Genomic DNA, 21,381 nt, shown 5'->3' on the forward strand with positions numbered 1-21,381 from the left:
CTAATTATAAAAGACAAGACTTATTCAGTCCAGATTGAATCCAATATAGTGGTTGACCCATTAAATGATTCAACGTATCATACAATCGTGACAGCAAAACGAACAAAAAAGAAAAAAAACAATGCTCCCCTGGGATGTTTAGCAGGAATCATATTTGTGATTTTACTCAGCGGCCTCTTACTTTTAAATAAAACAATTATAGAAAAAAATCTAAAAAATACTGGATTTTTCGAGAAAATTTTGCCTAAAACAACAGAATACAATAAAGATCGAGAAGCACCCCAAGAAAAACCATCCCCTCCTTCCGGTACAACTGAAAAACCGATTGACTCAAAGCAAACTCAACCACAAACGACGCCAACTACCCCTCAAGCAGCCCCTTCAAGACCTCAAGAAACGATACCTAAAATAGAAACCAAACCAGATACATCAACAAAACAGATTACACAACCAGAAAAAACACCACAGGTTGCACCAAAAGATCGGTCCAAAACAGTTATACCAGCTGGAGATCCAAAGGAAACACCGCCACCAACCAAAGAACGGGCCCTTTATTTTATGCAGATAACCGAAGATGGATCCCTTATACGGACCAAAGTAAGCCGTTCGATCGTAGTTTCCGATTCCCCCCTTGTTGATGTTATCCAATCATTGTTATCTGGGCCCTTAGATATAGAAAAAAAGCGAGGACTCATATCGGTTATTCCCTCAGGAAGCCGACTACTTTCTGCTCAGGTTAAAGATGGTATTGCCTACTTAGATTTTAATGATACCTTTCAATTTAATACCTTTGGAAAGGAAGGTTATACTGCCCAATTAAAACAAGTTGTTTGGACAGCAACCGAATTTCCTACCGTACAGGGTGTTCAGATTCTTATTGAAGGGAAACGCCTCACTTACCTAGGTGGAGAAGGGATTCGTGTAGATAGGCCACTAACCAGAACATCCTTTTAACAAGGATACCTAAGACGCTCAATCGATCGTGCAAGACCGGACTCGATATCAAGTTCAACGATGATACCATGGATAATCGCCGAACCTTTGGCGAGTTCCATTTTAAGAGGTATCTGAGTCCTATTTCGTTCTAGACAGATAGCTTTATCCATACCGATAATGCTTTCCTCTACCCCGGTCATACCCAGATCAGTTATATATGCAGTGCCTTTCGGCAAAATACGTTGATCCGCCGTTTGTACGTGGGTATGGGTTCCTGCGATAACCCCTACCCTCCCATCAACATAGAGAGCAAGGGCTTCCTTCTCCTGAGGGGATTCAGCATGGAAATCGATGACCGTAAGGTATTTTCTTGAGGGCTCAAGACCCGCTAAATAGCGATCTAATGTTCTAAATGGGCAATCGATGGCAGTCATAAATTCCCGGCCTTGAAGATTTATAACACACCAATGTACACCTGCCTTTTCAAGGACTATGTAACCTTTGCCAGGAAGCGTGCCAGGATAATTGCCAGGTCTGAGCACAAAGGGATTGGTTTCAAGTATTGGCCAGAAATCCCGTTTTTCCCAGATATGGTTTCCGGAAGTAACCAGATCGGCGCCAGCTTTAAGCAAAGCCTGCAAGGTAGTTTCAGTGAGACCAAACCCACCTGCAGCATTTTCTCCATTTACTACAACAAAATCGGCAGTATAGTTCGTAATCAGAGAACCGAGATAGCGTTGTATAACTTCTATCCCGGCATCCCCAACCACATCCCCGATCATAAGGAGTCGGGCTGTTTTAATTTGACTATCGGGCATACTCAACGATACGGGTTTCTCGGATAATCGTTACCTTGATACGCCCAGGATACTGTAAATCGGTTTCGATTTTTTTCGCAATCTGCTTGGCCAGTTCCTTGGACTGTTCATCATTAACTGCTTCATGGTTAACTAAAATCCGTAATTCCCGGCCAGCCTGTATTGCATAAGCCTTATCAACTCCAGAGAAGCTTTCTGCAATGTTCTCCAGATTTTCGAGCCGTTTAATGTAATTATCCAGGGTTTCCCGCCGGGCTCCAGGCCGAGCTGCTGAAATAGCATCGGCAATCTGAACAATAACCGACTCAATACAAGAAGGCTCCACATCATTATGGTGACTGCCAATAGCATTGATAACCCGCGGATCTTCGCCTAACTTCCTGGCAATATCCATACCAATTTCAGCATGGTTTAAATCTGAATCGGATTCGACACCCTTCCCAATATCGTGTAAAAGGGCACCCCGTTTTGCAATTTCACGGTTTGCACCGATTTCTGCTGCCAGCATACCAGCAATGATTGCTACTTCTTTCGAATGATATAACACATTCTGGCCATAACTGGTGCGGAAATAAAGCCGACCCAGGGTTTTTATGGCCTCTTGGTTCATATTGTGCAAGCCAAGATCAAAGAGCACCTTTTCGCCCTCTTCAAATATTTTCTGGGATATTTCCCGGGAAACCTTCTGTACCACTTCTTCAATCCGCGCTGGATGAATCCGGCCATCAGTGATTAGCCGTTCCAGAGCTACCTTTGCGATTTCCCGCCGAACCGGATCGAAACAGGAAATGACCACCGCTTCAGGAGTATCATCAATTATAACGTCCACTCCCGTAAGGGTTTCCAGCGTACGGATATTCCGTCCTTCCCGGCCAATAATCCGGCCCTTCATTTCGTCATTCGGCAGAGACACGGTGGTAACCGTAACTTCTCCGGTAACTTCTGTAGCAAGCCGTTGAATTGTCGTAATAAGAATATCCCGGGCTTTTTTTTCCGCGGCAAGATTCGCTTCTTGTTCAATCTTGTTTAACAGTGACTGGGCATCATGCTTGGCTTCATTCTCCAAACTTTGAATTATGATTGCCTTTGCTTCTTCCCGGGAAAGACCAGAAATACGTTCTAATTCTGCCTTATACCGTTCTTCCTGAGCTTCGAGAGCTTTTTCCCGTTCTTGTAGGAATTTATCTCGTTCTGCAAGCCCCAGTTCAGTCTTCTCTATCTGGGCAATCTTTTTATCGATTACCTCTTCTTTCTGCATGACACGACGTTCGTATCGCTGCAGTTCTACCCTGCGTTCCCGAGTCTCCCTCTCCTGCTGGTTCCGTTCGCGAATAAGTTGTTCTTTTGCTTCAAGAAGGATCTCCTTCTTCTTTGCTTCAGCTTCTTTTATCGCATCCTGTTTAATGCGTTCAGCGCGTTGCTCCGACGCCGTAAGTTGGAATCTGGCATACAGCCATCTAATGGTCCAGCCTAAGGTTAACCCGGCAAGAGGGAGGATTATATATAATCCCATATAATACCCCTTACCGTAAAATACACTTATTATGAAATTATAACGAAGGACAAACAATTGTCAAGTAAATACTTATGCATAAAATTGCATATTTATGCAATAATAATGAATATTACATCCGAAATTCTGTACCAAGATATACTTTTCGGGCTAGTTCATCCTGCAAAATAGCGTCCCGATCACCCTGAGCTACAATCGTTCCTTCATTGATAATATAGGCATGACTAGTAATTTCCAACGTATCCCGGACGTTATGATCTGTAATCAATACCCCGATACCTTTAAACGCAAGCTGACGGATAATCAGTTTAATTTCATAGACCGCAATAGGATCTATGCCGGCAAAGGGCTCATCAAGCAGTAAAAATTTAGGATCCGTTGCAAGAGCCCGAGCAATTTCGGTCCGGCGGCGCTCCCCCCCAGAAAGAGTATACCCAGGTTGTTTACGTAATCGGGCAATACCAAAATCCTCGAGAAGTTCTTCAACTATTTGTTTTTTTTCACCTTTGGTCAAGTTTTTCCGGCTCTCAAGAATTGCCCAAATATTCTCCTCCACAGTAAGTTTTCTGAATATGGATGATTCCTGAGGTAGATAGGCAATTCCAGCCCGGGACCGTTGATACATGAGTTTATGGGTAATATCCTGATCATTCAACAATACAACACCAGCATTTGGCCGGTAAAAACCAACAATTATATAAAATACTGTGGTTTTCCCTGCTCCATTGGGACCAAGCAAGCCCACGACTTCTCCGTTTTTCATGGTAAAATTGACACCACGGACCACTTCCTTTCGGCCAAATCGTTTGTGTAAGTTCTGGACAATTAAATCATGGCTGGGTAGAACTTCCATCGGAAGACTTCTCCTTGGTAGAGCTTTTCAGAGTGCCCTTGACCTGTCCTTCCATAACCACATCATCGGTGTTAAGATCTATCCTCATGCGATCTGAACTGAATTCGTCCCCTTCTTTATACACAATAGGAGATCCGCTTAGCTCTAGCAATTTTACTTTACGGCGATACAAGGCATAATCAGATCGGCACACAAGGTTATCTTTAAATATGCGAACATTTATCTGTAAGAGAACCGTACCAGCTTCGTCATTATATTCTAAAAAACGACTCCGGGCGACTACTTTATTTTCCTTATCTTCCAGGGTCGAATCACCTTCAAGCCGAGCTTTTTTTTGTTCCCGATCATAGAAAAGACTCGAAGTGGTAAACCGGATGCCTTTTTTTTCATCAACTCCTACTACTGAACCACTACATTGGATATAACGATTATCTTTTCCGGAAATTTCAATTTTATCTGCATGTAAAATAAGATCCTCGGACCAAACCATAGCATTTCCACTCAACAATACCATTTCTTTTCCTGTTGCTTTACTGCCAATCATGGTATCAGCTTGAAAGCGAAAGGTTTCTGCGAAGATAAAAACATTTCTTATAAACAGAAGCAGAACAATAGAGACATATTTTGATGAGCAGCTATTCACTCGTCAGTATCCTCCTGGTAGGTTCCAGAAACAGGTCCTGTAAACTGCCAGGATCGGCTTCGGCCGTCGGCACTGAAGTTTTTTCCGACCAGAATACTACCATCGGACTTTTTAAGAAGGACCTGGTCATCCAATGGTCCTAATAATTTTTTTGAGTTATGATTCCATTGAAGTGATTTAGCCTCTATAGAGAGATTTTCCGAATTAATATATATTTGAACACCTCCTGAAAAAGCCGCATCGGATGTTGCAGTCCAAAACTGAGCAAAACCAGCAGATCCTACAGCATCAGGTCCCACTGAATTCTTTGAGTATTGTTCAAAAGAGATATTCTGCACTTGCAATAGCTTTTTAGATTCATACCGATTTATCTGGTCTGCCTGCATATGGAGCGATATTTTTCCATCGCTTACCCGCACATAGTCTACATCCTTCATAACTAAATCGGGTTTTTCCTGTTCCGGCTCAGAACTTGTACCATAATCAAAAGAACATGAAAGAAAAATACATTCTATTCCAATCAATATAAATACAACCAGGAAGTGTAAATAAGAAAATATAAAACTGCTTAGTATTGTATTCTGGCTGTCCATAAAAACTAACGTTGTACTCGCTCCTTAAATTGTTGTGCAGCAGCAACAAAATCCCGGAACAAGGGTTGGGGCTTTATTGGCTTAGAAGTAAACTCTGGATGGAACTGGACACCGACACCCCAGGGATGCTCTGGCCACTCGACACACTCGACAAGGCTGCCGTCGGGTGTAAAACCGCCGAGTTTAAGTCCTGATTCGACCATTTCTTTACGGTAAACATTGGCAAACTCATACCGATGCCGATGCCGCTCAAAAATATGGGATTCTCCATAGGCGGCCAATAGTTTTGAACCATCTACCGCAACGGTTTCACTGCGGCCAAGACGCATCGTACCCCCATAATTTTTAACATCAATCTGTTCTTCCAGAAGGCTGACCACAGGATGCTTTGTTTCCTGATTAAATTCGGTAGAATCCGCATCAGCCCAGCCGAGCACATTTCGGGCCCATTCAATCACCATAATTTGCATGCCAAGACAGATACCAAAGTAGGGTACCCCATGGGTCCGGGCCCATTTAGCAGCTTTTACCATACCATTGATACCCCGCTGACCAAAACCGCCAGGAACCAGGATACCATCCAGCGGACCACCAGACAGATCTTTACCCAGAATCTGGTCTGGATCTGCATCTCCCTCAAGACGGGAAGAATCAATCTTTACAAGCTCCACTGCGGTCCCGCAGGAAAGGCCCGCATGAAAAAGAGCTTCATAGACCGATTTATAGGCATCGTGCAGGTCCATATATTTACCAACGATACCTATCCGGACTGAACCCTTTCTGGCATTAAACTGGTCCATCATGGTCTTCCAGGGAGTAAGGTCTGCATGACGGCTTTCTACGTTGAGTTTCTTTAGTATCACCTGATCCAGTTTCTGCTCATAGAATACAAGGGGTATTTCATAAATCGTGGTATTTACATCATAAGAGGTAAATACGGCTTCTGTTTCTACGTTGGTAAAAAGAGCGATCTTTCGCCGTGTTGCTTCATCAAGCAGTACCGGGGCCCGGCAGATAAGCACATCGGGCTGTATTCCCTGTTCCTGCATAGCCTTAACCGAATGTTGGGTCGGTTTTGTCTTAAGTTCCCCTCCCGCAACTTCGGGGAGCAGGGTTAAATGTACTGAGAGGGCATTGGTCTTTCCCATTTCATGAATAAGCTGCCGAGCCGCTTCAAGAAACGGGATAGACTCGATATCACCGACAGTACCGCCAATCTCTACAATAACCACATCTACATCCGGTTCTTTGCCAACCGCAAGGATTCTGCCCTTAATTTCATCGGTTATATGGGGAATAACCTGCACCGTCCGGCCCAGATAGCGGCCTTCCCGCTCCTTGCGGATAACTGCATCATAAACCTGGCCTGTTGTAATAGAATTAGCTCGGGAAAGTGGGCTGGAGGTGAACCGGGCGTAATTACCAAGATCCAGGTCTGTTTCAGCCCCATCATCGGTTACATAGACCTCGCCGTGCTGGTAAGGGCTCATAGTTCCTGCATCAACATTTATATAGGGATCACATTTGATCATCCGGATATTAAAACCCCTACACTCAAGAAGGGCGCCCAGAGAAGATGCGGCTATACCTTTCCCAAGGCTTGAGCATACACCGCCAGTGACAAAAATATACTTGTTCATGTAACGGCATTATGGACAGGGTAAGGCCTTTCGTCAACGGTCAAAAAATAAGACTAAAAAAATGTCTGAAATTGTTGATGGGCATCTAAATACAATATTTGAACATTCCCAGAATCATTCGACAGATGTAGAGGTATACTCTTTTGGGCAGTTGAAACCATTGAAATATCTATGTAAATCGGTAGATGTAATCGTAAAGCTAAAATAAGGCAATCTGCAGGACCCAAGGCAAGATGATATTGAAAAAAAAGTCTCCGATACCGAAAACACCCAAAATATCCAGAAAGAGGAGAACCCCATAGCTCCACATAACGAGCTTTGAACGCATGTTTGTTTAAAAACTGGGCCAATGCATCATGAATCATCGGATGAGGTGTTACTAAGGATTCAGAGGTCATGATGAGGGAGCTAGCTTCAAATGCATCAATAGGAATAGAAATATACGAACTTATTTCATCAACCTGTAATAATACAAAGGGCCTATCTTGAGTCTCATCATATAATATGGCAATTATATGAGCCTGCTTGTGTTGCTTCATCATACTTTTAACTATAGCACAGGTAAATTTAATTGACAGTTCATCGATAGCTTCTTACACTTAATTTTATGAGTGATTTCCTAACCGATGCAGAATTCGAACAGTTCCGTAAGCTGATTTACGATGAAAGCGGAATCCATTTCTCTGCAACCAACAGATCAATCCTTGAAAGCCGTATTAAAGAGCAGTTACGGGCTAATAATCTTGAACATGTACAGGATTATTATATAAAAGTTTCTAAAAATAAAGAAGAACTTAAGGAATTTCTCGATTCAATCACCACAAACCTCACACGATTTTTCCGTAATCAAGCCCATTTTGATGCATTAGAAAAACATGTTATTCCTGAACTTATAAAGATTAAAAAACCTCTCAACGACACAAGAATTAAGATTTGGAGCGCTGGTTGTTCAACCGGCGAAGAACCCTACACTATAGCCATGTTGATGAAAGAAGTTCTCGATCCGCCATGGAAAGCAGAGATCGTAGCCAGTGATATCAGCTTAAAATCACTGATGGTAGGTAAGGAGGGATTCTATACGGATGCAAAAATAGCAGGTGTTCCGGATAACTACCTAAAAAAATACTTTGACCGTGTGGAAGGGGGCTATCGCATTCATGATGATATCAAGGCTATGATCCGATTCGATTACCACAATCTAAAAAATGATTCGGGTCTCCGTGGTATGGATGTAGTTTTCTGCCGGAATGTCCTTATCTATTTTGATGAAACTGCCCAAAAGGCGGTCATTGAACGGTTCTGGGAAGCAATGGCCTCAAAATCGTTCTTATTTATCGGACATTCAGAATCACTATTTGGGATGAATACCCGTTTTGAATTTCTGAAAACTGAGTGGTCAACCCTATATCGAAAATACACCTGATAGGAGCAACTTTGTGGCTGACGAAATTTCCGTTTTAATTGTCGATGACTCTGCGCTTATGCGTAATCTAATATCTCGTATGGTAGAAGCAACGCCCGGTCTTATAGTAGCGGATAGGGCTATGAATGGTGATTTTGCCCTTCAAAAGATTGAGCGCTGTAAACCAGATGTTATTGTACTTGATCTTGAAATGCCTCAGATGAATGGGATCGAATTCCTAAAGGAAAGGAAACGGCGGGGTATCGATGTTCCGGTCATTATTCTTTCTTCCATAGCCCGAAGGGGTGCTGAAATTACCATGGAAGCCCTGTCACTTGGTGCAAGTGACTTTATTATGAAGCCCTCCGATACTCAACATGATGATATTCAGAGCATTAAGGAACATCTTACCAATTTACTCCTTGTATATGGCAAGCAATACCGCCAGAGTAAGGGTTTACAAACACCGTCAATTCTTGCTACTCCCCCGAAGACACCTCAAAAACTATCGGAACTACCACAGCCCGTTAAACCTGTTCGCCCGGCAAATGCCCCTAAACCAGGGCCAATCGAAATAATTGCCATTGGGATTTCAACTGGAGGCCCCAATGCACTTCGAGAAGTTTTTGCTAAACTTGATAAGGATCTTCCTGCTCCCATTGTGGTGGTGCAACACATGCCTCCGGGCTTTACCGAAGAATTCGCAAAAAGCCTAGATAAACTTTGTCCTCTTGAGGTCAAGGAGGCTGCAGAGGGTGATATTATTAAACCAGGACGTATTCTCATCGCACCTGGAGATAAACATCTTGAGGTAGAAAAGCGACCACTTGCTACGGTGGCTCATATTTCCGAGGCACCGCCTGTTAACGGTCACCGGCCTTCGGCAGATGTGCTTTTCGCATCCGTAGCAAAGGAATTCGGCAACCGAGCATTGGGAGTCATCATGACCGGTATGGGAAAAGACGGAGCTAAAGAATTAGGATCGATTCTTAATTCCGGGGGCTTGACTCTTGGCCAGGATGAAGTAACTTCTATAGTATACGGGATGCCAAAGGTTGCTTGGGAAATGGGCCATGTGATGGAACAGGTTCCACTCTCAAAGATGGCAGAACGAATCTGTACCTTGGCAAAGGACTATCAAACAGGAGGTTGAAATGAAAAAGGCCTATCGTTGTGATGATTGCGGTCACGAAATAGTACAGGATGAAGGGGATCCAGTTCCTGAATGCTGTGGAGAAAAAATGAAAGAAATTCCCCTCGAAGCCTGCAGAGATGCAGGGCCTGAAGCTGCACGGCCAGGAGCTGAGGATGAACCTTGTGAGGATTATACCGGAAAACAGATCTAACTAAATAGTAACCATGGAACTTCTAGAAATGATTATTTCTAGAGGTTTCCTTTTGTGGGATTTTCTAAAACCGATATTTTCTATATGATGGGCTATAATGCCCAGAAAGAAAAATACTGTACCAGTAGTTCACTATGATCCGGAAACAGAATTATCTATCATTTCTGATTGTTTAAAAATCAAATTGTCACAAAAAAAAAGCTCATCACCTCAAAAGTCACTTATTATTTTTATTACAAGTATTCTAAAAGGTCTTGCATGGCTTCATCTAGTATTTATCCTGACAACTTCGTTTTGTCTTTTTTTATTTAAATATATCAATCCCGGTGTCACAACACTGATGTTGTATCGTAAGTATTTGTATAATTACAAAATACAAGCACCACGGTACATTCCTCTAGAGAAAATTCCTAAAACCATACAAACCATGACGATCAAAGTTGAAGATGGTGATTTTTATAAGCATCATGGCATTATACCCGCAGCAATAAAAAACGCATGGAAATTGAACCAGCAATTTGGTGAGCCCGTCTATGGCGGAAGCACCATCACCATGCAAACCGCTAGAACTATTTTTCTTGTGCCAGAAAAATCCTATATACGAAAATACCTCGAAGCCATTATTGCCTTGGAAATGGAAGCAATACTGGGGAAAAAACGCATTCTAGAGCTTTATTTTAATTATGCTGAATGGGGAAAAGGGATCTTTGGAATAGAAACGGCGTCACGGTATTATTATAAAACCGGAGTCCGCTCAATTAGCACAGACCAGGCAATACGGTTTGTCACAATACTTTCATCTCCCCTTCGTTATGGTCCCTATAATTTTCAGCGTAATGGTATTTTACGAAGTCGCTATAATTATTTGGTCAAACGTTTTGCGGAATAAAAACACCCTAAAAACAACCTTATAGTATTTTCTCATAAAATATAGTATATTTTTAATGTACGACCGTGGACCCCCTGGTTTCTAGTTCATGACGATATCAAGGAGGACCTTATGGAAACAGCTGCTACGTTAAACGATTCTGCCATTGCCCTGACCGAAGCAAACAGACCGAAAGAAGCAATTTCCCTGTTCCGCAAGGCCCTTGCAATGGAACCTGCTAATCCCCTGTTATGGCTGAACCTTGGTATTGCCCAGCAAAAAGCCGGAGATTATACCAGTGCCATGGACAGCTTTTACCGTTGTTTGTCCTTTGACAGCACGATGGCTGAAGCCTGGAATGCTCTCGGTTTAATCCATTATGAGCTTGAGCACTTTGAAAAGTCTGAGGCTTGTTATAAAAAGGCATTGCAACAGGAGCGGCGTTCACCGAAAAGCTGGAACAATTTAGGGGTGCTATACTTTACCATGGGTAGTTATGAGGAAGCCCGACACTGTTTTGAACAGGCTGTAAGCTTATCACCTCATTACTATGATGCTCTGTATAATTTACGAGACACCTGTAATGAGCTCGGTGATACCAGAGCGGCCGTTGAATTTGGACGCCGTTTAGGAGAACTGAACAATTCAAAACCTATTCGTTTGTCCTAACGTAAAACAACAATACAGGAGCCTGGCTTCGTACATTGGGTCAGCGAAGCTTCTGTTCACTTGCGCTACAGATGGTCCTTATGATAGGTTTTCAGCAGGGATAATCCCCCACCTGGAGTCTTTTATTGAGAATTTTGTATATTAGCGAAATCGTTGGTAAGGTCGGAGTTTTTGCAGTAAAAAAAATACTGCCTTCGTTAAAGAAAGAAAAGCATATCGATTTTGTCATTGCCAATGCCGATGGAACTACCGGCGGCTATGGCCTTGGCCGCAATCATGCCGGATACCTCAGAAAACTTGGTATCGATGTACTCACCACCGGAGACTGTTGTTTTTATAAAAAAGATCTGGTTCAAAATTTTGATCGATTACCATATGTGCTGAGGCCCCTTAATATCAGTCCCTATGCTCCTGGCTTTGGAAGCCGTACCTACCAGGTTGGCACTGAAAAAGTTGCCATTGCAGTTCTATTGGGACAGGGAGGTTTTGACCGGCTCCATGCAGAAAATCCCTTCATCAAACTGCCTGAACTTTTAGAGCGTCTTCGCCGGGAGACACCCTATGTCATTATTGAGTTTCATGCCTCTACCACTGCAGAAAAACGTTCCCTTTTTGCACAGGCGGAGGGCCTCTGCTCGGCCGTAATCGGTTCCCATAGCAGAGTTCAAACCGCCGATGCCCGCATTACCCAGGGCGGAACCGCTACAATTACCGATGCGGGCCGTACAGGAAGCATCAATTCAGTAGGCGGGACTGATGCCAAGGTCCGGATTCAGGAATACCTGACTGGCATACCTGACTGGAGCCGGGATACCTGGGACCAAATTGAATTACAAGCCCTTTTTATTGAAATCGCACCTAATGGAAAGGCGACGTCGATTTCGCCCTTGCAAATTGTTTGTCAGGAGGTCCCCCATGAAGGAGATCGGAAGGATATTGAAAATTGAAGGTGACCTTGTCATCATTAAAGGTGGAGAACTGGCTGCCTGTTTTGGTTGTATGAATGAAGAATGCAAAAATAATGGGAAACAATTTACTGCACAGAATTCATTAAACCTGCCTATCGAAGAAGGGCAGCTGGTCGAAATAGAAAATAAGACCAGTACCGCAATGCTGCAAGGTATTACGGTATTTCTGCCACCAGTACTGCTTTTCATCCTTGGTTATGTACTTACCGGCCGTATGGTTCCTACAAGTTCAGATGACGTCCGTGTTGGAATAGGCGTAGCGGCTCTCTTTTTTGGCTTCTTTATCACCTATTGGGTACGAAAACTATTGCCCACAAAGGGTTCACCCTACATTACGAAAATCATTAAGGACTATTCCGAAGCAATCGCCATAGGACAACTTGAACAACAACCTTAGCTCACAGCGCCTCTAAAATTCTAACCGAGTTTTAGAAACGCCCAACAATAAATTTGCCCCTATACCTTAAAGGGTGTATATTTGTAATGAAGGATATTGATAAATATCCTTTACAACCGCTCATTATTGAGGGTTGATCATACCGGGCCGAAAGGACGGTACCATTAAGGAGCCTTGTATGAAAGGAAACAAGGTATATGTCGATTTAGGGACGATCTTCGATGAAATTTTCGAAGCCGCACAGAATTTCAGCGATGAATTCCAGTCAAACTTCAGCAAGTACGGTAATCGTTTTGGCGAGGGAGCACCTCACCCCTTTGGTGATCAGGGGCCCTTCGGTTTTGCCCAGGACGAAAATGTAGACTACTATCCCAATTATTCCTACCCGCCCATGAATGTCTACATGCTTCCTGACCGGACTCTTGTTTTCGAGTTTGCCCTGGCGGGTTTTGACGAAAAGAACATCAGCCTCTCATTCCAGGGAGACTATATGGTGTTCTCTGCCAAAATTAACCCCGAATACCAGTTGGAAGAAAACATACGATACTTTAAGCGCCGGCTTAAGCTCAAGGATATTGAAAAACAGAAATACTATGTTCCCCTGGACAAATTCGACCAGGAAAAGGTTAAAGCAGTTTACCGGAACGGTATCCTCAAGGTAACCATTCCTCCCAAGGAAGAACCTGCCGGTACCGAAGGCATTAAAATCGAAATTATTAAAGAAGGTGAATAGTACCAATCAGGTTGATGAAATGCTCCCGGCAGTTCTACAACCTCACAGGTCTTAATAAAAATAAAAGGGCTGTCCACGAACACCGTGGACAGCCCTTTTTAGTACTGGCCTCTTACTGTTGGCCCCACAACAGGGCCAACAGGTTACATCTTATTTCTGATACAATGGCCGGGCTACATAGTGGGTGTGTAGAAGCTCATGAGCCTTGTGATCGTTAGGTTCACCAAGGAACTCATCATAGACCTGCTTGATGAAGGGGTTCTGGTGTGAACACCGATAGGTGGACTTTTCATCATCCGCATAGATACCGGCAATCCGCTTGGACCGAACCTCGTCGGTACAGCCATAGGGCTGACCACCACCAGCGATACAACCGCCACGACAGGCCATGACTTCTACAAAGTGGTAGGGAGTTTCCTTTCCGGCAGCCTTTGCTTCCTTAATTTTCTCCAGTACAGCAGCAATATTACCCATTTGATGGGCTACAGCAATCCGGATCTTCGTTCCGTTCATATCAACTTCAGCTTCCTTTACCCCCTGAAGACCCCGGGCAGGAATAAAATTGACATCTCCCATTTCCTTCTTGGTAACAAGGAAATAGGCAGTACGAACAGCAGCCTCCATAACACCGCCGGTTGCTCCAAAGATGGTACCAGCACCGGTATAGGGACCAAGCGGACTATCAGCCTCTTCATCGGGGAGGTTCAGGATATCAATGCCAGCCTGTTTAATCATCCGGGCTAATTCCCGGGTGGTAATGGAAACATCAACATCCTGATATCCGGAGGACTTCATATCATCATTTCGGTCAATTTCCCATTTCTTGGCGGTACAGGGCATGATTGAAACAGAGAAGACCTTTGCAGGATCCACCCCTGCCTTCTGAGCCCAGTAGGCCTTAATCATGGCACCCATCATCTGCTGGGGACTCTTGGCAGTGGAGAAATGGGGGATCATTTCAGGGTAGTATTTTTCTAGGTAGTCTACCCAGGCAGGGCAACAGGAAGTGATAAGCGGGATGTCACCTTTTCCTTCGGTGAGTCGCTTAACCAGTTCTGTACCTTCCTCCATGATAGTAAGGTCTGCCGCAAAGTTGGTATCAAAGACGGTCTTAAAGCCAAGCCGGCGAAGGGCAGCATAAATTTTCTTAGTGATAATGGTTCCAGGTTCAAGACCAAATTCTTCACCAAGAGCAACACGGACAGCAGGAGCAATCTGTACAACTGGGTGGATGTCCTTATTCTGCAGGGCTGCCCAGACTTTCCGGGTATCATCCCGTTCATAAATAGCGCCAACCGGACAGTGGGCGGAACACTGACCGCATTTGATACAGGGGCTTTCACCAAGGGGAACATCGGCTGCGGAAGCTATACGACCGCTTATTCCACGGCCAAGGAACTCGATGGCCCATACGTTCTGCATATCCTGACACACCTTAACACAGCGCCCACAGCGGACACATTTTTTGGGATCCAGAATAATGGAGGGATTCGATTCATCCTTTTTTAGGTCCTTTACAATGTTCTGGAAGGGTACTTCTCGGATACCGAACTCGGCTGCCAGAGTCTGCAGTTCACAGTTACCATTCCGGGGACACTGGAGACAATCGTTGGGATGGTTAGACAAAATTAGTTCCACCACGGTGCGGCGAACCTGAATAATTTCAGGATCGTGGGTAATTACCTTCATACCCTCGGCCACAGGGGTGGTACAGGCCCGTACCATTTTGGGGGAGCCTTCCATCCGGACAATACAGATGCCGCAAGCCGCCCATGGGGGCAGATCGGGATTATAGCAGAGGGTCGGTATTTTAATGTTTGTCTTTTTAGCCGCATCGAGAATAGAAGTACCTTCTTCTACCTGAACCGGCATGCCATTTATCGTCAGATTAACCATCGATCTACTCCTTATTTCTTCATGACAGCGCCGAACTTACAGACATTGTAGCATTCACCGCATTTAATACACTTGGATGCATCAATGACATGGGGCTGGCGTTTTTCACCGGAAATACAGCTGACCGGACAGCGCCGGGCACAGAGACCACAACCAATACATTTATTGGGATCGATTTCGAACCGTACCAGGTGCTTACATTTCCCAGCCCGGCACTTCTTATCCACAATGTGTTCGATGTATTCATCCCGGAAGTTTCGAATCGTGGAAAGGGTCGGGTTAGCCGCAGAACCACCCAGCATACAGAGGGAAGCCTTGGTCATAGCCTTACCAATTTCTTCCAGCTTGTCCAGATCTGACATTTCACCGTTACCGCGGGCAATCTTTTCCAGGATATTTTTAATCTGGGTAGTACCGATACGGCAGGGAGAACATTTACCGCAGGATTCATCCACACAGAATTCCATGTAGAACCGGGAAACGTCCACCACACAGTCGTCCTCGTCCATAACGATCATACCACCGGAACCCATCATGGACCCAAGAGCAGTCAGACTCTCATAGTCGATGGGGGTATCCAGGTCTTTTTCGGTCAGGATACCGCCGGAAGGACCGCCGGTCTGAACACCTTTGAATTTCTTTCCATTCTTAATACCACCACCGATGTCGAAAATAATTTCCCGGAGGGTGGTCCCCATGGGAACTTCGACAAGGCCTGAGTTATTCACCTTACCGGTAAGGGCGAAAACCTTGGTCCCCTTGGATTTTTCCGTACCAATCTTCGCAAGCCATGCGCCGCCCTTGGTTAAAATAACAGGAATATTGGCCAGGGTTTCCACATTGTTGATGACCGTGGGCTTACCCCAGAGACCGGACTGGGCTGGGAATGGAGGCTTCGGAACGGGCATACCCCGTTTCCCTTCGATGGACTGAATGAGGGCGGTTTCCTCACCACAGACGAAGGCACCGGCACCAAGCCGGATTTCGATGTCAAAATCAAAACCGGAGCCCAGAATGTTTTTACCAAGCAGTCCGTAATCTTTTGCCTGTTCAATGGCGATCTTGAGCCGGTCGATTGCAAGCGGATATTCAGCACGGATATACACATAACCCTGATGGGCACCAATGACCTTACCGGCAATGACCATGGCTTCGATGATGGAATGGGGGTCCCCTTCGATGGTAGACCGGTCCATATAAGCGCCGGGATCACCTTCATCGGCGTTACAGATCATGTATTTGGTATCACCAGGAACTTTGCGGGCAATATCCCACTTAAGCCAGGTGGGGAATCCCGCACCGCCACGGCCCCGGAGACCGGAAATTTTCAATTCTTCGATAATTTGCTCGGGGGTCATCTCAAAGAGGGCCTTTTCCAGCGCTACATAGCCTTCCCGGGCAATATATTCATCGATGCTTTCAGGATTGATGACACCGCAGTTCCGCAGTACCACCCGCAGCTGTTTCTGGTAGAACTCTATATCCTCAACAGCTACTTTGTTCTTATTAGCTTCATCTTTTTTATACAGGAGCTTTTTAACTTCTCGCCCCTTTACAATCTGTTCAGCAATAATGACCTGAGCATCTTCAGGTTTTACTTCCACATAAAAGGAGTCTTCCGGCAGGACCTTAACGATCGGTCCCTTTTCACAGAAGCCGAAACAGCCGGTTTTTACAATCTGAACCTGATCCTTTACACCCTGTTTTTCTGCTTCTGCGATCAGATTTCGATAAATCTCGTCACTCTTGTTGGACTCACATCCCGTACCGCCGCAGACGAGAATATAGTGGTTATAAGCCATGCTTTCCCCCTTACTGAGCGTTAATAATATCTACAGCGGGCCTATCCAGGATGAGATTATCCAGCAGTTCCCGTCCGATTAAATGCTTTTCTACAATGTCCTTTGCAGCCTTTGCGTCTACCTTGCCGTAAATAACCGTAGGCATACCGGGCATAACAACCTCTACGGTTGGTTCGGAGTGACAAAGCCCCATACAGCCAGTCTGACGAACCAAAACCTGGTCCACCAGGTTCTTTTCATCCAGGGCTTTCAGGAACGCGTCCAAGGTAACCTTTGCCCCAGCGGCTATACCACAGGTTCCCATACCGACGATTACCTGAATATTCTTTCCTTCCGTATCCCGCTTGCGCAGGTCATTTTTTTTGGAATCCCTGAGCTTTCTCAGTTCTTCCAGTGTCATCTTTGCCATAGCGATCTCCTTCGCATTAATCTTCCGCTTCTAAGGAACGAAGATATTGATCCAGCAGTACCTGGGATCCAGCCTCTTCCAGATCACCCAGGACATCCAGTAATTCTGTTTTCCGTACCTCATAGTTTGCAACACAACCACCCCTCTGCAGGGATCTCCGTACCACAAACTCTTTAGGTCCAGAAAGCAACAGAATCATTCTGATTAAGCCCGGAATATCCCCCAGGGGAGGGGTATCCACGTTATCCAGGTCAAACCAGGCTGAAACCATGGTTCCCTGGCCTTTTTGAGATGTAATATCCCATCCGCCTCCGCATTGTTCAGCGGTTTGCACTAAAAAGGGCAACCCCAAACCAACCTTGCGATGGGGATGTTTTATCCCATCGGTATGAAAAGGGTCCAAGGCTTTCTGCAACTCCTCAGAAGTCATACCCTTTCCATCATCCTGGACCGTGAACCGGAATTGTGTATCCGATTCTTCCAGTATTACCGTAACGATATTGGACTGCGCTTCAGCTGCATTTTGTACAATATCCAGCACCAGATCGCTGACGGTAAAATGCATATTTTTTAAACTACCCTATTTTGCAGTCTGATACTTTGCAATGATATCCGGAAGCTGATCCTTAGTTACCTTTCCATAAACATCGTTGCCAATAGTAATAACCGGAGCTAGGCCACAACATCCGACACAGCGGACCGGATCGATCGAGAATAATCCATCCTCGGTAACCCCGTCTTCTTCAAGACTCAATATGGACCTGGCTTCATTAATGAGCTCCTGGCCGCCCTTAAGATAGCAGGCCGTTCCGAGACAAACGGAAATTTTGTATTTTCCCGGCTTGGTGGTCTTAAAGAAGTGATAGAAGGTAATAACTCCATAAATTCTGGCCAAAGGAATGCCAGTAATTCGTGAAGCCTTTTCGGCAGCCTCCCGGGGAATGTAGCCAAAGGTTTCCTGTATTTTGTGCAGGATCATAATGAGGCTACCGGGTTTTGCCTTCCATTCGTCGATAAACGCGGCCAGTTCCTTGGGGAACTCGATGTCGCGGGAGAGCGTGGTATACGCTGATGCCATGGATACCCCCGAAATATATAGATAAAAAAGTATCGTATAAACGACGGGCATATTTTATATCTTGTCAATAATTTATGCAAGTCGACTGTAATTTTAGTTTTTATCTATATAATTTTACCTTTATATAACAACAAGGAAATCACCTAGAACCATAGTAGTACAACTGCGAGTATTTACGGTTTCCATGCAATCTGGTACACCAATGGGTTCTCAAGAACTAATAGATCTACGAAAGGGATGACAAAGAACGCCTTAGACCCCGATCCGCTACCACCAAGTACTGAACAAATTGTGCCAGGAACATGTACTTCCAGGGTAATCTGGCTGGATGCAATCTCCTGAGCAATAGTCTTGCCATAGACAGAAGTAACTAGCGTAAGATAATCCGCTGGGGAAAGCTTTTCTCCGGTTATTATTGGTGCCATAAGCGCATCTAGGTAATCCCTTATTTCTGGGGTAAACAAACTGAGCAATTGAGATGTGGATTCCCTGTTCAAGGTCACACTAAAGCGAGATTCCTCTTTTACTAATATTTGTTGTACAAAGAGAAACCGTTGTGAAAGCTTTTCAGAGTCTACAATCCGAAAACGGCCTTCCAACCCCTGCGGTGCTACATCTTTGGTAGCAACCAGAGCAAGTTCTGGCACCTTTTGAAAGGATGCGGTAATTTCAGCGGCTGAAATAAGCGCCCCTGTACTCTTTTGGTTAGAACTACTCAAATCGTTTAATAAAGAAGCCACCTTAGGTTTTATACTTCCCGTAAAAAAGACATCCACTTGTTGATCTGAACGAAGAGTAGCTACCATAGAAACAGAACAGGCGCTCAAGCTCAGAACGCAATTCATCAATATGAATAAATAAGAATGCAGTTTCATATACCAATAAACAACCTAGTTACCAGAATAGCACACTTATGTTACATTTTAACGAAACATTTTACTTTATTCCGTGTCAAATGAAATATCTTACCAACACAACTATAGACGAGGTTAGATTGATGAATACAGCCACCACACCTTGGGCCTTCCTGGATAAATATCGGGGAACTTATTTTAACGGAGAATGGCCAACCTTACCAGAAATGTTCCGAATTACCGTACAACGGTACGGTGAACGGCCCTGTTTTACCATTTATGAAGGTGATGAGCGGATCAGCCTCACCTATAACGAAGCACTCACCAAAATTGAAGCGGTAAGCCGATGGCTCCACGCTCAGGGAATCCGCAAGGGTGATAAGGTGGCAGTGACGGGGAAGAATTCCCCTGAATGGACAGTAGCATATCTAGGGATTCTTTTTGCGGGTGCTACCGTGGTGCCCATCGACTATCAGCTTAAAACTGATGAAATTGAACTTTTACTCCGTACTGCCGATGTGGCAATCCTCTTTGTAGACGAAGAAAAACATAATCACTTTGTTGAACAACCGGGTCAGCTTACGACAATTATTTCTCTCAAAAAGGGTGTTGGAACCTATATTTACGACCTGGATGGCCCCCAGACCGAGATTGTACCAGCAGCAGAAACTGATCTAGCGGCTATCCTCTTTACATCCGGAACCACGGGTAATCCCAAGGGGGTAATGCTTACCCACAAGAATCTCGTTAGCGACTGCTACATAGCCCAAAGCAACCTGACCATTTATCACACCGATGTATTCTATGCCCTGCTACCCATTCATCATTCCTATACCATGCTGGCGGTCTTTATCGAAGCTATTTCGGTAGGGGCCGAACTGGTCTTTGGGAAACGGATTGTAACGAAGGCCATACTGAAGGATTTAAAAGAGGCCAAGGTAACCATGTTCCTTGGGGTGCCCATGCTCTTTAATGCAGTCTTGAATGGTATTATGAAGGGCATTAAAGCTAAAGGACCGCTTGTTTACGGCCTCATTCGGGTAATGATGAGCATCTCCGGGTTTATTAAAAAGGTCTTTAAGGTTAATCCGGGTAAAAAAATGTTCCATTCAATTCTGGACAAGGCGTCCCTTTCATCAATCCGCATCTGTATTTCCGGCGGCGGACCTCTTGCCCCCAGAATCTTTAAACAATACAACCAGCTGGGGATCGATTTTGTCCAGGGCTATGGATTAACCGAAACCTCTCCCATTATTGCCCTGAATCCTAAGGAACATTACAAGGAAACCAGCGTGGGTAAGGTGCTTCCAATGACCGATTTACGGATCCTTAATCCAAACGAACAAGGTATCGGGGAAATTATTGTTAAAGGACCTATGGTAATGCAAGGCTATTACAAAATGCCGGAAGAAACCCGGGAAACCTTTACCGAAGATGCTTACCTGAAAACTGGTGACCTGGGCTACCTGGACAGTGAGAACTACCTCTACCTGACCGGCCGGGCGAAAAACATGATCGTTACCGAGGGTGGAAAAAATGTATACCCAGAAGAAATAGAAAACGAATTCCAGCTTTATGGAGAAATTGAACAGATCCTGGTACGAGGATACCTCATCGATGCGAAAATGAAAACCGAAGGCATTGAAGCCCTTGTATATCCAAACCAGGAAGCCTTTAAGGATGAGGTCGGAGCATTAAAGCCCAAGGAAGAAATTAAGCGCCGGATTGATGAAATCATCACCGAGGTGAACCAGCGGCTTAAACCTTACCAGAAAATTGAGCGGGTCACCATTCTGGATGAACCCCTCGAAATGACCACCACCAAGAAAATAAAACGGAACGCCGTTAAAGTATAACAGAGCAAGGTTTTCATAATATAGGGTCTTCTATACACTGTGGTTTATAGAAGACCTACCATCCAAGGGTATACTACAACTATAGACCATTCAAATGGTCTCCAGGA

Annotated in this window: 23 protein-coding genes; 10 read left to right on the forward strand and 13 right to left on the reverse strand. The window is 44.6% G+C overall.

Annotated elements, in window-relative coordinates:
• Positions 1 to 87: 87 nt before the first annotated feature.
• Positions 88 to 954 carry a GerMN domain-containing protein gene (locus SPICA_RS13955; protein WP_052296389.1) on the forward strand — a complete coding sequence of 289 codons (867 nt, stop codon included), beginning with the start codon at positions 88 to 90 and terminating at the stop codon, positions 952 to 954.
• Here the strand turns inward: SPICA_RS13955 and SPICA_RS13960 are convergent.
• The 7 genes from SPICA_RS13960 to SPICA_RS13990 all read right to left on the reverse strand — a co-directional run bounded on the left by SPICA_RS13960 (position 951) and on the right by SPICA_RS13990 (position 7,538).
• Positions 951 to 1,754: a TIGR00282 family metallophosphoesterase gene (locus SPICA_RS13960; RefSeq protein WP_013970132.1), complete on the reverse strand. Its 804-nt coding sequence runs from the start codon at positions 1,752 to 1,754 to the stop codon at positions 951 to 953. The two genes, SPICA_RS13955 and SPICA_RS13960, sit on opposite strands and share 4 nt — an antisense overlap.
• Complete coding sequence (gene rny / locus SPICA_RS13965; protein ID WP_013970133.1) at positions 1,744 to 3,267, reverse strand: ribonuclease Y; 1,524 nt, start codon at positions 3,265 to 3,267, stop codon at positions 1,744 to 1,746. The genes SPICA_RS13960 and rny overlap by 11 nt, the downstream gene beginning before the upstream one ends.
• 112 nt (positions 3,268 to 3,379) lie before the next feature.
• On the reverse strand, positions 3,380 to 4,120 hold the full coding sequence (gene lptB, locus SPICA_RS13970) for an LPS export ABC transporter ATP-binding protein (protein ID WP_013970134.1): 741 nt from the start codon (positions 4,118 to 4,120) through the stop codon (positions 3,380 to 3,382).
• Positions 4,098 to 4,763: an LptA/OstA family protein gene (locus SPICA_RS13975; RefSeq protein WP_013970135.1), complete on the reverse strand. Its 666-nt coding sequence runs from the start codon at positions 4,761 to 4,763 to the stop codon at positions 4,098 to 4,100. The genes lptB and SPICA_RS13975 overlap by 23 nt, the downstream gene beginning before the upstream one ends.
• Positions 4,760 to 5,356, reverse strand: a complete 597-nt coding sequence (gene lptC / locus SPICA_RS13980; RefSeq protein WP_013970136.1) for an LPS export ABC transporter periplasmic protein LptC — start codon at positions 5,354 to 5,356, stop codon at positions 4,760 to 4,762. Before lptC ends, SPICA_RS13975 begins: the two co-directional genes overlap by 4 nt.
• 5 nt (positions 5,357 to 5,361) lie before the next feature.
• The gene (locus SPICA_RS13985) at positions 5,362 to 6,996 is read right to left on the reverse strand and encodes a CTP synthase (protein WP_013970137.1); all 1,635 of its coding nucleotides are present in this window, start codon (positions 6,994 to 6,996) and stop codon (positions 5,362 to 5,364) included.
• A 53-nt stretch (positions 6,997 to 7,049) separates the two neighbouring features.
• Entirely contained in the window at positions 7,050 to 7,538 is a 489-nt protein-coding gene (locus SPICA_RS13990; protein ID WP_013970138.1) for a bifunctional nuclease family protein, read from the reverse strand.
• A gap of 65 nt (positions 7,539 to 7,603) precedes the next feature.
• On the opposite strand from SPICA_RS13990, the gene SPICA_RS13995 reads away from it, so the two are divergent.
• The 8 genes from SPICA_RS13995 (at position 7,604) to SPICA_RS14030 (ending at position 13,379) form a co-directional block, all read left to right on the forward strand.
• Positions 7,604 to 8,419, forward strand: a complete 816-nt coding sequence (locus SPICA_RS13995; protein WP_013970139.1) for a CheR family methyltransferase — start codon at positions 7,604 to 7,606, stop codon at positions 8,417 to 8,419.
• A gap of 13 nt (positions 8,420 to 8,432) precedes the next feature.
• Complete coding sequence (locus SPICA_RS14000; protein ID WP_013970140.1) at positions 8,433 to 9,551, forward strand: protein-glutamate methylesterase/protein-glutamine glutaminase; 1,119 nt, start codon at positions 8,433 to 8,435, stop codon at positions 9,549 to 9,551.
• 1 nt (position 9,552) lies between these two features.
• Complete coding sequence (locus SPICA_RS14005) at positions 9,553 to 9,744, forward strand: hypothetical protein (RefSeq protein WP_013970141.1); 192 nt, start codon at positions 9,553 to 9,555, stop codon at positions 9,742 to 9,744.
• Positions 9,745 to 9,841: 97 nt separating this feature from the next.
• Positions 9,842 to 10,633: a transglycosylase domain-containing protein gene (locus SPICA_RS14010; RefSeq protein WP_013970142.1), complete on the forward strand. Its 792-nt coding sequence runs from the start codon at positions 9,842 to 9,844 to the stop codon at positions 10,631 to 10,633.
• A gap of 111 nt (positions 10,634 to 10,744) precedes the next feature.
• Positions 10,745 to 11,281 (forward strand): tetratricopeptide repeat protein, encoded by a 537-nt coding sequence (locus SPICA_RS14015; RefSeq protein WP_013970143.1) that lies wholly within the window; start codon positions 10,745 to 10,747, stop codon positions 11,279 to 11,281.
• A 125-nt stretch (positions 11,282 to 11,406) separates the two neighbouring features.
• Positions 11,407 to 12,228: a TIGR00282 family metallophosphoesterase gene (locus tag SPICA_RS14020; RefSeq protein WP_013970144.1), complete on the forward strand. Its 822-nt coding sequence runs from the start codon at positions 11,407 to 11,409 to the stop codon at positions 12,226 to 12,228.
• The gene (locus tag SPICA_RS15105) at positions 12,197 to 12,646 is read left to right on the forward strand and encodes a SoxR reducing system RseC family protein (RefSeq protein WP_013970145.1); all 450 of its coding nucleotides are present in this window, start codon (positions 12,197 to 12,199) and stop codon (positions 12,644 to 12,646) included. Before SPICA_RS14020 ends, SPICA_RS15105 begins: the two co-directional genes overlap by 32 nt.
• A gap of 178 nt (positions 12,647 to 12,824) precedes the next feature.
• Entirely contained in the window at positions 12,825 to 13,379 is a 555-nt protein-coding gene (locus SPICA_RS14030; protein ID WP_013970146.1) for an Hsp20/alpha crystallin family protein, read from the forward strand.
• A gap of 150 nt (positions 13,380 to 13,529) precedes the next feature.
• Here SPICA_RS14030 and SPICA_RS14035 read toward each other — a convergent pair whose 3' ends face one another.
• From SPICA_RS14035 to SPICA_RS15110, 6 genes are all read right to left on the reverse strand, one after another.
• The gene (locus tag SPICA_RS14035) at positions 13,530 to 15,275 is read right to left on the reverse strand and encodes an NADH-dependent [FeFe] hydrogenase, group A6 (RefSeq protein WP_013970147.1); all 1,746 of its coding nucleotides are present in this window, start codon (positions 15,273 to 15,275) and stop codon (positions 13,530 to 13,532) included.
• 11 nt (positions 15,276 to 15,286) lie between these two features.
• Positions 15,287 to 17,077 (reverse strand): NADH-quinone oxidoreductase subunit NuoF, encoded by a 1,791-nt coding sequence (gene nuoF / locus SPICA_RS14040; protein WP_013970148.1) that lies wholly within the window; start codon positions 17,075 to 17,077, stop codon positions 15,287 to 15,289.
• 10 nt (positions 17,078 to 17,087) lie between these two features.
• A complete protein-coding gene (locus SPICA_RS14045; RefSeq protein ID WP_013970149.1) occupies positions 17,088 to 17,486 on the reverse strand; it encodes a (2Fe-2S) ferredoxin domain-containing protein in 399 nt (132 codons plus the stop codon).
• A 16-nt stretch (positions 17,487 to 17,502) separates the two neighbouring features.
• Entirely contained in the window at positions 17,503 to 18,051 is a 549-nt protein-coding gene (locus tag SPICA_RS14050; RefSeq protein ID WP_013970150.1) for an ATP-binding protein, read from the reverse strand.
• 15 nt (positions 18,052 to 18,066) lie between these two features.
• Positions 18,067 to 18,564 (reverse strand): NADH-quinone oxidoreductase subunit NuoE family protein, encoded by a 498-nt coding sequence (locus SPICA_RS14055; protein WP_013970151.1) that lies wholly within the window; start codon positions 18,562 to 18,564, stop codon positions 18,067 to 18,069.
• A gap of 173 nt (positions 18,565 to 18,737) precedes the next feature.
• A complete protein-coding gene (locus SPICA_RS15110; protein ID WP_169311891.1) occupies positions 18,738 to 19,409 on the reverse strand; it encodes a hypothetical protein in 672 nt (223 codons plus the stop codon).
• Between the two features lie 152 nt (positions 19,410 to 19,561).
• On the opposite strand from SPICA_RS15110, the gene SPICA_RS14065 reads away from it, so the two are divergent.
• Positions 19,562 to 21,274, forward strand: coding sequence for an AMP-dependent synthetase/ligase (locus SPICA_RS14065; RefSeq protein WP_013970153.1), 1,713 nt, complete (start codon positions 19,562 to 19,564; stop codon positions 21,272 to 21,274).
• Positions 21,275 to 21,381 lie beyond the last annotated feature (107 nt).

Origin of the sequence: Gracilinema caldarium DSM 7334 (assembly GCF_000219725.1) — a bacterium.
In the GTDB taxonomy this organism is placed as follows: Bacteria; Spirochaetota; Spirochaetia; order Treponematales; family Breznakiellaceae; genus Gracilinema; species Gracilinema caldarium.